Annotated in this window: 20 protein-coding genes and 1 riboswitch; of the genes, 9 read left to right on the top strand and 11 right to left on the bottom strand. The window is 30.2% G+C overall.

Going from position 1 to position 12,185, the window contains the following annotated elements; all coding sequences use genetic code 11:
- Positions 1–15: 15 nt before the first annotated feature.
- From MUA21_RS03020 to MUA21_RS02995, 6 genes are all read right to left on the bottom strand, one after another.
- Complete coding sequence (locus MUA21_RS03020; RefSeq protein ID WP_046207496.1) at positions 16–711, bottom strand: methionine ABC transporter permease; 696 nt, start codon at positions 709–711, stop codon at positions 16–18.
- A complete protein-coding gene (locus MUA21_RS03015; RefSeq protein ID WP_046207495.1) occupies positions 704–1,729 on the bottom strand; it encodes a methionine ABC transporter ATP-binding protein in 1,026 nt (341 codons plus the stop codon). The genes MUA21_RS03020 and MUA21_RS03015 overlap by 8 nt, the downstream gene beginning before the upstream one ends.
- A gap of 81 nt (positions 1,730–1,810) precedes the next feature.
- Positions 1,811–1,916, bottom strand: a riboswitch (SAM riboswitch).
- Positions 1,917–1,969: 53 nt separating this feature from the next.
- Positions 1,970–2,269: a thioredoxin family protein gene (locus MUA21_RS03010; RefSeq protein ID WP_046207494.1), complete on the bottom strand. Its 300-nt coding sequence runs from the start codon at positions 2,267–2,269 to the stop codon at positions 1,970–1,972.
- Positions 2,266–2,658, bottom strand: a complete 393-nt coding sequence (locus MUA21_RS03005) for a toprim domain-containing protein (RefSeq protein WP_046207493.1) — start codon at positions 2,656–2,658, stop codon at positions 2,266–2,268. Before MUA21_RS03005 ends, MUA21_RS03010 begins: the two co-directional genes overlap by 4 nt.
- 248 nt (positions 2,659–2,906) lie before the next feature.
- Positions 2,907–3,287, bottom strand: coding sequence for a glycine cleavage system protein GcvH (gene gcvH, locus MUA21_RS03000; protein WP_046207492.1), 381 nt, complete (start codon positions 3,285–3,287; stop codon positions 2,907–2,909).
- A gap of 179 nt (positions 3,288–3,466) precedes the next feature.
- On the bottom strand, positions 3,467–3,820 hold the full coding sequence (locus MUA21_RS02995) for an arsenate reductase family protein (protein ID WP_046207491.1): 354 nt from the start codon (positions 3,818–3,820) through the stop codon (positions 3,467–3,469).
- Positions 3,821–3,963: 143 nt separating this feature from the next.
- On the opposite strand from MUA21_RS02995, the gene MUA21_RS02990 reads away from it, so the two are divergent.
- Positions 3,964–4,284 carry a thioredoxin family protein gene (locus MUA21_RS02990; RefSeq protein WP_046207490.1) on the top strand — a complete coding sequence of 107 codons (321 nt, stop codon included), beginning with the start codon at positions 3,964–3,966 and terminating at the stop codon, positions 4,282–4,284.
- Between the two features lie 121 nt (positions 4,285–4,405).
- Here the strand turns inward: MUA21_RS02990 and MUA21_RS02985 are convergent, their stop codons facing one another.
- On the bottom strand, positions 4,406–4,951 hold the full coding sequence (locus tag MUA21_RS02985) for a nitroreductase family protein (RefSeq protein WP_046207489.1): 546 nt from the start codon (positions 4,949–4,951) through the stop codon (positions 4,406–4,408).
- A gap of 66 nt (positions 4,952–5,017) precedes the next feature.
- Positions 5,018–5,737 carry a type I 3-dehydroquinate dehydratase gene (gene aroD / locus MUA21_RS02980; RefSeq protein WP_262561816.1) on the bottom strand — a complete coding sequence of 240 codons (720 nt, stop codon included), beginning with the start codon at positions 5,735–5,737 and terminating at the stop codon, positions 5,018–5,020.
- 174 nt (positions 5,738–5,911) lie between these two features.
- Between aroD and MUA21_RS02975 the strand changes: the two genes are divergently transcribed.
- From MUA21_RS02975 to MUA21_RS02955, 5 genes are all read left to right on the top strand, one after another.
- On the top strand, positions 5,912–6,337 hold the full coding sequence (locus MUA21_RS02975) for an organic hydroperoxide resistance protein (RefSeq protein WP_046207487.1): 426 nt from the start codon (positions 5,912–5,914) through the stop codon (positions 6,335–6,337).
- Positions 6,338–6,824: 487 nt separating this feature from the next.
- Positions 6,825–7,361, top strand: a complete 537-nt coding sequence (locus tag MUA21_RS02970; RefSeq protein ID WP_145395321.1) for a GNAT family N-acetyltransferase — start codon at positions 6,825–6,827, stop codon at positions 7,359–7,361.
- A gap of 212 nt (positions 7,362–7,573) precedes the next feature.
- Positions 7,574–7,840 carry a hypothetical protein gene (locus MUA21_RS02965; RefSeq protein WP_046207485.1) on the top strand — a complete coding sequence of 89 codons (267 nt, stop codon included), beginning with the start codon at positions 7,574–7,576 and terminating at the stop codon, positions 7,838–7,840.
- A 171-nt stretch (positions 7,841–8,011) separates the two neighbouring features.
- Positions 8,012–9,307, top strand: coding sequence for a CitMHS family transporter (locus MUA21_RS02960; protein ID WP_070039157.1), 1,296 nt, complete (start codon positions 8,012–8,014; stop codon positions 9,305–9,307).
- Between the two features lie 352 nt (positions 9,308–9,659).
- A complete protein-coding gene (locus MUA21_RS02955) occupies positions 9,660–9,896 on the top strand; it encodes a hypothetical protein (protein ID WP_046207483.1) in 237 nt (78 codons plus the stop codon).
- A gap of 9 nt (positions 9,897–9,905) precedes the next feature.
- On the opposite strand, the gene MUA21_RS02950 is transcribed toward MUA21_RS02955, so the two are convergent.
- Together MUA21_RS02950 and MUA21_RS02945 are read right to left on the bottom strand one after the other, a co-directional pair.
- Positions 9,906–10,121, bottom strand: coding sequence for a sterile alpha motif-like domain-containing protein (locus MUA21_RS02950; RefSeq protein WP_046207482.1), 216 nt, complete (start codon positions 10,119–10,121; stop codon positions 9,906–9,908).
- A 311-nt stretch (positions 10,122–10,432) separates the two neighbouring features.
- The gene (locus MUA21_RS02945; protein ID WP_019467917.1) at positions 10,433–10,639 is read right to left on the bottom strand and encodes a TM2 domain-containing protein; all 207 of its coding nucleotides are present in this window, start codon (positions 10,637–10,639) and stop codon (positions 10,433–10,435) included.
- A gap of 276 nt (positions 10,640–10,915) precedes the next feature.
- Between MUA21_RS02945 and tsaT the strand changes: the two genes are divergently transcribed.
- Positions 10,916–11,098: a type II toxin-antitoxin system toxin TsaT gene (tsaT, locus tag MUA21_RS02940; protein WP_064209474.1), complete on the top strand. Its 183-nt coding sequence runs from the start codon at positions 10,916–10,918 to the stop codon at positions 11,096–11,098.
- A gap of 238 nt (positions 11,099–11,336) precedes the next feature.
- Here the strand turns inward: tsaT and MUA21_RS02935 are convergent, their stop codons facing one another.
- Positions 11,337–11,546: a hypothetical protein gene (locus MUA21_RS02935; protein WP_046207480.1), complete on the bottom strand. Its 210-nt coding sequence runs from the start codon at positions 11,544–11,546 to the stop codon at positions 11,337–11,339.
- Between the two features lie 121 nt (positions 11,547–11,667).
- Here MUA21_RS02935 and MUA21_RS02930 point away from each other — a divergent pair, with 121 nt between their 5' ends.
- Both MUA21_RS02930 and MUA21_RS02925 read left to right on the top strand, forming a co-directional pair.
- Positions 11,668–11,916: a hypothetical protein gene (locus tag MUA21_RS02930; protein WP_046207479.1), complete on the top strand. Its 249-nt coding sequence runs from the start codon at positions 11,668–11,670 to the stop codon at positions 11,914–11,916.
- A gap of 127 nt (positions 11,917–12,043) precedes the next feature.
- The gene (locus MUA21_RS02925) at positions 12,044–12,178 is read left to right on the top strand and encodes a hypothetical protein (RefSeq protein WP_256277551.1); all 135 of its coding nucleotides are present in this window, start codon (positions 12,044–12,046) and stop codon (positions 12,176–12,178) included.
- Positions 12,179–12,185: the final 7 nt, after the last annotated feature.

Genomic DNA, 12,185 nt, shown 5'->3' with positions numbered 1-12,185 from the left:
ATTGTCCCCTTTAACTTAACGTTTATCTATTTTATTAGTAACTTGATCTCCAATAAATTGGATGATAAAAACAATAATTAAGATTAAAATTGTAGAAACGAATATGACATCGTTTTGGTTTCGTGTGAAGCCAGTTAGGTATGCTAAGTTACCCAGACCTCCAGCTCCAATCACACCAGCTACTGCAGTAGATCCTACTAATGCTATTGCTGTTACAGTTATTCCAGATATTAATGCTGGCATAGCTTCAGGTAACAACACTTTCTTAACTACTGTCCATGTTGTAGCTCCCATTGACCAAGCCGCTTCTATAACACCCTTGTCTATTTCTTTAAAAGCAATTTCCACTAATCTGGCGTAGAATGGTGCTGCACTGATAATTAGTGCAGGTAAAGCACCTGTTGGACCACTAATTGTTCCAAGTACTAAACTCGTAAATGGTATAAGTAGTAAAATTAAAATAATGAATGGTATTGCTCTGAATAAATTCACAATAAACGATACGACACTGTAAAACACTCTAGCTACTGGTGATTGGCTTTTAGCAGATAAGAATAAAAGCACACCAAGTATCAAACCAAAAATAAAAGCAAATATTGTAGAAATCAATGTCATATAAATTGTTTCATATGTAGCTAACCAAACTTCATCCCAACTTACATTAGGCATTGTTAGCATTTCCTGTAGAATCTCGCCGAATGAACTACCCATGCTTTAACACCTCCACAGAAACATGTTGTGCTGCTAAATCATTTTTGAACTTTTCGAATTTTTCAGAATTCACATCTAATAAATGTAATACTAAAAATCCTAGAGCACCATCCTTAGTATGCTTAATATTTGCTTCAAGAATATTAACATCTATATTATGTGTCTTTGTTATGTATGATACCAATGGTTCAGTTGTATTATTTCCTGTAAAATTCAATCGTACGATATAAGCAGTTTCATCTAATTCGATTAATTCAGAAATAGACTCATCAAACTCATCATTTAAGTCCTCTTTCACAAAGCGTTTTGTTACTTCATGCTGTGGATTTTCGAAAACATTTGACACTTGTCCTTGTTCAATGACGCGACCATTTTCCATTACTGCCACTTCATCACAAATACGTCTTATGACCTGCATTTCATGTGTGATAATAACTATTGTTAAATTTCTTTCTTCTTTAATTTTTAACAATAATTCTAGTATTTCATCCGTTGTTTGCGGATCTAACGCACTTGTAGCTTCATCGCAAAGTAAAACATTAGGTTCATTTGCTAACGCACGGGCAATACCTACACGTTGCTTTTGTCCACCCGATAACTCTGATGGATAAGCGTTTTCTCTACCCTTTAGTCCTACCAATTCCACCAGTTCAATCGCTCTTTTTTTGGCTTCATTGCGTGATACACCAGCAATTTCTAATGGAAAAGTAATATTATTTAAAACATTACGTGACCACAATAGATTAAAATGTTGAAAAATCATGCTCACTTTTTGACGTTTTTTTCTCAATTCTGATTTTGATAATTTCCCAATCGTATCTCCATCAATGATGACATCTCCTGAAGTTGGTTGTTCAAGATTATTTAAAAGTCTTATCAAAGTACTTTTACCTGCACCTGAAAAACCAACCACACCAAAAATCGAGCCTGATTGAATACTTAAATCAACATGATCTACTGCTAACACATCGTGTTTTTTCGTCTTGTATCTCTTAACGATTTGATTTAATTCAATCATTGTCGTTTCCTCCTTGTATTGCTCATTCAATTAAAAAATGCTTTCTCTTTTCACTGAAGAATAGAGAAAGCAATGTCGCTTCTCTCATCTTCTAAAGTTTATCTACTTTATGTGAATTGGCACCATTTCTATTACAGACGGTTGCCGGGCTTCATAGGGCACATCCCTCCACCTCTCGTGATAAGAGTACATTATTTAATTATCCATAATCCTACCATTGTACTAAAGATTCGTCAATAATTATTTTAAATTTTCTAACAAATAAGGCACTGATTGAAATGCATAAATTCTTTTTTGTTCTTCACCTTTAGACATAAGCATAAGTATCGGTACCGATTGTATCTCATGTTGTTGACTAAAATCAGGATGAAAATTTAAATCTATTTTAGTAATTGGTAATTTTAAAATTTCATTCGCAATATCTAACATGCGTTCTGACACTTTACATGTGCCACAAGTTGGCGTATAACCAAAAATTAGATATTTCTCTTTATCTACGTGTTCGAAAACATTAACACGCGTTTCATTCTTTACATTCATGTTAATAAACTGACCCTTTCAGCAATATAATCTAATTTGGCTTTTGCTACTTTTTCTTCATCTTTCACTATAAAACCATGTTTTGCTAACACTTTTGACAAATAGGCTTTAGGGCATCTCGCTACTTCACCATATTGTTTCTCTATGCGAATATGTTTACTTTCACTTAAATATTTTTTGAACCATTTACGTATCTTTTCACCTTCATCATCTGCATCCGCAAGCACATAAACTTGCTTGTCGTATAACGATTCTATCATCTCATCTAACTTATCAATTCCCATAGTACCGTTTGTACAAATGATTTCAATCGGTTGGTCAATCACCTGCTTCACCCGTTTCTTGTCTGTTTTACCTTCGACAATTATAACTTGGTTTAATATCGCCATGACAGTCACCTCTAAATGTGATAGTAAATTCAATTTTATATTTAGTTCTACACCATACATTATCAACATAAACATTTATTATAGTTTCTTATTAAAATCTTATAATTGAACCATTCATTTGTCACCATTGAACTTTTTAATGTTTTTGATACTTCAAAATCAATTAATATATTCAAGTGAAATTTAATCTTTTGTTATAGAAAAATAAAAACTCCATGATATATCGTATCGTGGAGTTTGATTTCATATTATTCACCGATCATTTCAGAATATTGGTCAGCTGACATTAACTCGTCTAATTGACTTTCATCGCTTAACTCAACTTTAACCATCCATGCTTTTTCGTATGGTGATTCATTAACGAATTCTGGACTATCTTCTAGTTCATCATTTGTTTCTACAACTTTTCCTGAAACAGGTGCATAAAGTTCTGAAACTGTTTTCACTGATTCAACACTGCCAAAAGATTCACCTTCATCAATATCGTCATCAGTTTCAGGCAATTCAACGAATACGATATCACCTAATTCACTTTGCGCATACTCAGTGATACCAATTGTTACTGTATTTCCTTCAATTTTTACCCATTCATGTTCTTTAGAATATTTTAATTCGCTTGGTACTGCCACGAGAATCCCCTCCTAAATGTTTTTACATATTCATGATGCCATATGAAAGGCTTACAATCAACTATTTAATTGATTTTACAATACTTCTCATGTTTTACAATTCATCGCACAAAACTTTTCTGAAGTATATAACATTTTTTTCAAAAGTTGTTAAAAATGAATTGCAAAAGCATGTGTGTTTACAACCAAGTTTCCTTGTATTGTTCCTCTTTAAAACCTACCGTTACTTTATCCCCTAATACTGCGAGTGGTCGTTTTACTAACATACCATTTGAGGATAATAAATCTAGTTTTTCTTCGTCAGAAAGGTCTTTCAATTTATCTTTAAGGCCTAGTTCACGATATTTTGCACCATGTGTATTAAATAGTTTATTGATATCTATACCTGTAGTATTTATGATTTCTTTAAACTCATTTTTAGTTGGTGTATGTTGCACAATATCGATGGGTTCAAAACTTACCCCGTATTCTTGTAAAAATTTAGCTGCTTTTTTACAAGTTGTACAATTAGGATATTGGTAAAATTTTATCATTTTTCAGAACCTCCTATGCTTAGTTAACACTAATATAACAAACTTATAACAAAAACGCTCTAATTATTAAGCTGATTTTTTTATTTACTGCAATTTGTCAGTTATAATGTCAATACTAATATCTTTTATAAAGGAGTCTAATTATGGAATCTATTAATACTAATGATCAATTTAAAAGCACAATACAAAGCGACGCACCAGTCATCGTTAAATTTGAAGCAGGATGGTGCCCAGATTGTAAAGCTATGGACATGTGGATTGACCCAATTGTAGAAAAATACAACAATTATAATTGGTATACTGTAAACCGCGATGAATTAGAAGATGCAGCGGCTGAAAATGACGTTATGGGTATTCCAAGTTTATTAGTTTTTAAAAATGGGGAGAAATTAGCACATTTACATTCAGCAAATGCAAAATCTCCTGAACAAGTTGAATCATTCTTAGCTGAAACATTTGAGTAATTTTTGCTTTAATTCTTTCATTTTAACTTTTAAACAATCAAAATTTTAAAATAGACATTATTAGGAGTGGGACTGAAATCTTTTTATTAAAAGATTTCAGTCCCACTCCCTTTTTTCATAATTAGAACTTATCAATGATTTGATTGTGTTGGCGTTCTCTGTGTGGCATTCTTTCTAAATCTTCCAAATCTGTTAAATATAATAACCCTACTAAACGCTCATCATCTTTCACACCAAATATTTTACGTATTTCAGGATTAAATATATAAGCCGGAGACTTCCAACATGTACCAATACCTGCTTCAAAAAGTAATAACATGAGATTTTGCGCAAATGCACCAAATGCCATATTATTCTCTAAACTTTCTTTTTGTCTTGGATCTTCTTTAACGATTAAAGCAAGCATACCACCTAAATTAGTAGCAACTTTATAGTGATCTTCCTGTTTTTTTCTTAGATTAGGAAAAGCAATTTCAGTTAATTGCTTACTCATATCTCCCAATCTATCTTTTGCGATATGAACCACTCTCCAAGGTGCTCTCAAACCGTGATTCGGTGCATCTGTAGCACGCTGTATCGCTTCATATAAAGCATCGTCATCTATATTCATATCTCTTCTAAAGACCTTTATACTTCTTCGTTGAGCTATTGCATCTTGTAGTTCCATCTAATATCGCCCTTTCACTATTGATAACTATTTTCAATTATAAGACAGGACGATAAGATTTTCAAACTACTGATATAACTTTAATTGCGCGCTTAAAGTTTCAACTTGAATCTGTCCAGGTGCTTTAGGATTATCTAAACAACCATATGATACTGCGCCTCCAAATAAACCTTGTGCAGTTCTCGAAATGGTGCCTAATTTCGACATTGCAATGCCAATGACTTGTTGCGGAACTGTATCTACTGTTGCTGATAATGCATATAATAAATTTAAAACATCTTCTTTACTTAAAGGCATGACCGCGACTTTTAAGTAATCTGGATTCATTTGATGCATTTTAAAATATAAATGTTTTAGCTGTGTGAGTGCTGGTGTTTTTTGAAAATCATGATAAGACAATATAACTTCAATATTATTTTTGTGTGCTTGGTCAATCAAGTTCAATATATATTGAGATTGTTGGTTAATTTCAAATTCTACATCAATCATATCTACGTGATCTATTTTAATTATTCTTTCAAGTAATTTAATGTACGAATCAAACGTCAAATCACCTTTACCCCCTTGTGATTGTGTCCGATACGTAACTAAAAGTTTTTTATTTAAATTTAATTCATATAATTTATCAATGACATTAGCTATATCATTTATCTCTGGTGTTGCCCAATGATCAACTCTCAATTCTATTATATCGATAGAAGTTTGATATTTTACTAATTCATGTAAAAAAGTTTGTGAAATTTTATTTTCTGGCTCTATCGTTACCGCAATTTTTACTTCAGACATTTTAAAAACTTCCTTTTCAATCAACATTAAAATTATTGTATAACAATCTTAAGAACTTACACAATCTTTAAAGCGTACATTTAAACAAATAACAAAAATCCATTCACCTTTTATATGATTTAAATTTAATTTTAAGGGTATTGTTGTTATATAAGTAATTTAGGAGGTAATATAATGGCAGTAAATTATGAAACAAAAGCAACGAATACAGGTGGTCGTAACGGTCACGTGCAAACAGATGATAAAGCAATTGATGTAGCAGTCATTCCTCCAGCACAAGCTGATGCTGAAAAAGGTACTAATCCTGAACAATTATTTGCAGCAGGTTATGCATCATGCTTTAATGGTGCATTTGATTTAATTCTTAAACAAAACAAAGTCAGAGGCGCTGAACCTGAAGTCACTTTAACAGTACGTTTAGAAGATGACCCAGATGCAGAAAGCCCTAAATTAAGTGTTTCAATAGATGCAAAAGTTAAAAATGTTTTATCACAAGAAGATGCTGAAAAATATCTACAAGATGCACACGAATTTTGCCCATATTCAAAAGCGACACGCGGTAATATTGACGTAGATTTAAATGTACAAGTAGTAGAATAGTAACAATAAAAGCCCCCAAAATTCGATTAGAATTTTGGGGGCTTTTATTGTTAAATTAGTACTGCTTATGCTTATGTCGTGATGTCTTTTGATCATTTCCTCTTTTTTTAATTGTCTTCATCTTTATAATTAATCCATATGTAAATCATTAATATGGCAAAAGAAATCAAGATAAGCAAAATTAGCGAAACTATAATAGTCATTAAAGATTCCACTTATCGTGCCTCCGCTCATAATATATCACTCACCATATTATACCATAACCATCCTATCCATTCGCGTCATTTAAAAATTAAATAAAATACAATTATACACTTAATAATTTTATATTTTTTTGGCTTTCGAAATAAACATGATTCCATGTTTTTGAATAAAATTAAATATAGCGTTGCTCAATTTTACTTTTTCCCTTAAAATCAAATTTAATACGGCGTTAAAATTAATTAAACTATTATATAAATGGTTTATAAAATTTAGGAGGCACTCAATGACAAATATACGTTACTTATCAATCGATGATATATCCAACTATAGAACATTATTAAAACGTGGCATTCATGAAGATCTTGACGTATTTGCATGGAAATTGCAAAATGATCGCTGCTTGGCCGAACTAAATTTACAAGATTTACTTTCTACCAATTCAAATAAATCAATTGTCATTGGAGCCTTTCAAGATAGCGTTTTGATAGGTGCTGTAACACTTATATTTAATCAGAGTTATAGCTTGGCACACAAAGCAGTTATTGAGAATATGTGTGTTATGGGCGAAAACCATGAATCTAGAGAATATCTTGCTAAACAATTAATGGAATATGTATTCCAAATCTGTCAAAAAAAACAAATTGAAATTCTAATGACTTCACTTATATCAAATAATATTAGTGGCAAAGTCTTTTTTAGCAATTTAAATTTTGAATTACTTGCAATAGAAAAATTTGCTCGGAAATATGAAGTGGGTTATGTTGACGAACACTGGTTGATTTATTATTTCAACGGAGAAGATATGACATTATTCGAATAACATATGACCTATTGATTGAAACCACCTCTTTCAATCAATATACGTTCCACTACCTATGATTATTTAGCATTTTTGTTAATAACCTTTTTAATAAATGTTATGACATATTTAAAAATGACTTGCAATTAAATTGTTAAGCAAATATTATTTTATTAAGCTATCATTTATAACATTAGATTAATAAAAGTATTTCTTAGAGAGGACTGAACAATTTGAAATATGCAACGACATTATTATCACTGTTCTTGTCATTAATTACATTAACTACCCCATTATTAGCTGTTAATAAAATTTTAGAAGAAGACATGCAATTATTAGCTGGTCTATTATTCATTTTAGGCGTACTACTCATTAATTTATATGCATGTTTACGTGGGGATCGTATTGCTAATATATTTGCAATGTTGGTATCGTTATTTTCATTCGCATTATTAAGTTATCCATTTTGGAAATCGTATGTAATAAACTTTTTCATTTAATTTTATAAATACATATTTTTTATAATATTTAATTATCAAAACACTTCATAGCTATACATTTTAGTTATGAAGTGTTTTTTCTATATACATTTTTTAAAAAAGAAAAAATTTTATTTTAAAAATTTTCTGAAAAGTATATAATGATTAAAACAAAGGGGGAAAATTGAATATATGAACTTAGCAATTCTCGGTTTTATTATGATTATCATCTTTATGGTATTAATTATGACTCGTAAAATGTCAGCTTTGACTGCATTAATTGTTATACCAACCATTTTTGCTTTAATCGGTGGTTTCTACTCAGGTTTAGGTAAGTTTATGCTAGATGGCATAGAAACTGTTGCACCAACTGGAATTATGCTGACTTTTGCCATACTTTATTTTGGCGTTATGATAGATGCGGGATTATTTGAACCAGTCATTAATCAAATTATAAAAGTCGTTAAAGGGGATCCAGTAAAAATAGCAATAGGAACCGTAATATTAGCATCAATGGTAGCACTTGATGGTGATGGTACCACTACTTTCATCATAACTGTAACTGCAATGATGCCGCTTTATAAAAAAATTGGTATGAGTCTGTATACTTTATCTACATTAGCACTTTTATCTATCGGTGTTATGAACATGTTACCTTGGGGCGGCCCCACTGCACGTGCAATTTCATCTTTGCAAGTAACTACTGAGGAAGTCTTTGTACCAATCATTCCTGCAATGATTGCTGGTATATTATTTGCTTTTGGAGTTGCTTACATACTTGGAAAACGTTCAAAAAGATATCTCACATCAAATACAAATATTGATTTAAACGATATAAAACCTACTGATACAAAAGAAGAATCTTTATTAAAAAGACCTAAAATGCTTATTCCAAATGCGATACTTACAATTTCATTAATCATCTGTCTGGTTATCGGCTTAATGCCAATACCAGTTATGTTTATGCTATGGTTTGGCTTTGCAATTTTACTAAACTATCCTAATTTAAGTATCCAAAATTCTGTTGTGAAAAAACATGCTGGCGACGTACTTTCTGTAATTAGTCTTGTTTTCGCTTCAGGTATATTTACAGGCGTAATGAATGGGACAAAAATGGTTAACGAAATGGCTAATACCTTAGTACAAATTATACCAGATGCTATGGGTAACCACTTTGCACTAATCACTGCAATTCTGAGCGGACCATTTACATACTTTATGGCAAATGATCCTTTCTATTATGGTGTATTACCTATTTTAGCTGAATCTGCACAACAATTTGGCATTTCTAAAGTTGATATGGCCAGAGCTTCAGTTCTTGGTCAACCCTTACATGTATTAAGTCCATTGTATGCTGCTGGTTATTTACTTGTAGGTATGCTAGATATAGAATACGGTCAAAATCAGCGTATTGTAATAAAATGGGCAGTTGGCTCTAGTCTATTCATGATTTTAATTGCTTGTATTTTAGGAATTATACCGTGGTAAAATGTAATTCACAACTTGCAACTAGAATATATGTAAAGTAAACAAAATCGTTAGCTTTTGAATATAAAAAGCACTCATCCAATTTTTTAGTTTGGATGAGTGCTTTATTTGTATACGAGATGAATAATTTGCCTCACCAAGTTAATTAGTCGATGATACGTTTTTCGTACTGTGCTTATATTTATATATTAACGATGATAAATATAAGCTTTAAAACACTGCATAATAACAAATTTCAATCATTTATTATTTTTTCATCAATAAGTAGACAAATAACATAAAATTGTCGTTTTATTTTATGGGTACTTGGGTAAAACTTAACGTCGGATTTACAATGTTAAGGAGTGTTTTTATGGATCAGATTCATGAGTGCAAATATATTAATCCTTCAAAAATTTCTCTCGATTGGGAATGTTTTGTTCTAAGTAAAAGTGACATGGAATTGGATGGTTTACCTACAGAACTTATTAATACATGGATGGCTCAAAATATTATTGAACCTTTTTCAATAAGAAATAATGAAATTAACTTTAGAACTGAAGACATTAAACATGCATTAAAAATAAGAAATTGGTATTACGAACACTGAATCTTTATTTTAATTGACACTTAAATTATTCAGATATAAACTTAATGCTCTTTTTGCAGATGTCATTACTTCATTGTAATTATAATTCGTTTTAAAGTATGCATATAATTCCTGATAACCAGTTGCATGTTTAGGGAAATTGTTATCTTTATTTATAAAATAGGCAAGTTGACCAAGTGGCGTGTCGTCATTAACAAAGTCAATAATAAAATCATAAAATGTCATAAGCATTACCTCGATTACTTAAATTTTAATCGTTATATGTCTTACTATTTAAAGCCTTTTCATAATCATAACAAATAATATTTATTTGTCTATCACTGTTCATTTTTAAAATTAAAAATGATGAGTTTAATTGTTGTTTCCATAGTATTTAACTAAAATTGTAAATATTGTAAAGTTTATGGGTTTCATTACTAAAGCAATAAAAATTTTATATCTTTTCACTTAAATTTTATTGTAGTCATTATTCTTTTACAATATAAAAACAACCTAGGCGAAATTGTTTCGCTTAGGCTGTTTTTTATACAATAATTTTAAACTAAAACATTACCATTTTGATCTGCAGGTTTGAATACCGTAATAATTGCACCAATGATAGCTAAAATTTGTGGGATACCTGTCCAACAAAATACAAGGAACAAGAGACCCATTCCGGTTTTTCTAGCATAAAACTTATGAATTCCAAAACTTCCTAAAAACACTGCTAAAACAATATAAATCACTTTATTGACTTCATTCATTATTTTCTATCTCCTTGCTTATTCGATTCACTACTATTATACAATGTTATACTAAATAAAATCTAAAATTTTAATGCTATATGCTTATTCTTTTCTAATGCGCAGACACTTTTCAAACTAAACGCATTAGAATATCTTATACTATGGCATCTTATGAATAAATGATAAAATAAGACTCAAACTAGCTTACTAATCTAAAAACAATTAATTTTTAAGTTATTGAATAAAATCATCAAATTGTACAATTAAGATGAAATGCAAAGGAGGGACAAGACTTTGAGTTTACATTTCATGATTATATTTTGGCTTTCACTCATATTTTTAGTTTGTGGAATTATTTCCTTAATAATCTATAAGTTAAAAGGTACACAACAAACAAAAGAATCTTTACTCGGACTGACTGTTATTTTAATTATTTTTGGTGTTGTAGGTATACTCTTCACTATCATTTTCGGTTAGTTCATTTTAAAACTTTCAATATACGTGCAAAGTGTAGCGATCAAACATGCTTAACTTAAACCAAACGATATTATAAACTTCTTGAGGTACCACTTAAAACAAATTAAATAAGTGGTGCTTTAGTATAAGCTTTCGCTCATATAATATTTAAAGTTCATTTTTCTTCCTAAAACCTTAACTCATTTAAAAAACGAATCAGGTATGCTTATACCTATGTTTAAGTATCGAACGTATCGATTCAGTTTGTAATAAAATGAAAAACCATTAAGAGAATAATAATTAATATAAAGAAATATATAAAACGTTTAATCGCTCTGATTTTTTCATGGCGTATTTCTTCCTTAGAGTGATTGACATTTTCATGCAACCTCGTATTTATAAATAAAAATGGCATCGTTGCTAAAAAAGCAAAAATTAATGCTAATATAATAGATAATAAAACAATCATGCTATCACCTCATATCAATATATTTATTGAACTTATTCCCTTTCGAGTTCAATTAATTCAAAATTTAAGATTCTACTGTAGAAAAATCTTAAAAAAAGCACAATCATAAGGAGAGAAAAATATGAAGTTAACTTATTTACCTAAATGGCAAATAATAAATCAAAGTCAAAAAAATTTTATGATTCAAGAAGATACAACATCTATTTCTCTTGTAAGTCCAATTAATGAATACGCGATGGGCATTTTAAGCCAAATTTATTTTACGATTGAGCAAGGCAATGTTGTTAATACTACGATTGAAAATAATAGTGATGAATTGAAAGTAACTGTCGATGAAGAAAATTTAACACTTTATATCTTCGACCTTTAAACAAACCAAACATGAAAGAAGCTCACTTCACCGTATTTTTATTCAATTAGTCGATGATTAGTGTATGATATATATAAATATAATTACTTTGAAACAAACATATAAATTCATACAGGTAGGTGAAAAGATGAAACTATTAAAAAATCTGTTACTACTTATATCTGGCGTTTTAGTGATTCGTGCATTACTTTTAAGTATTGATAACACAAACGATGATAAAATCGAAAATAAAGTGAGCGTTCAAGATAAAAACAAAAAATAAAATCTAA

Source organism: Staphylococcus ureilyticus (genome assembly GCF_025558845.1).
In the GTDB taxonomy this organism is placed as follows: Bacteria; Bacillota; Bacilli; order Staphylococcales; family Staphylococcaceae; genus Staphylococcus; species Staphylococcus ureilyticus.
This window is presented reverse-complemented; position numbering and strand designations above follow the sequence as displayed.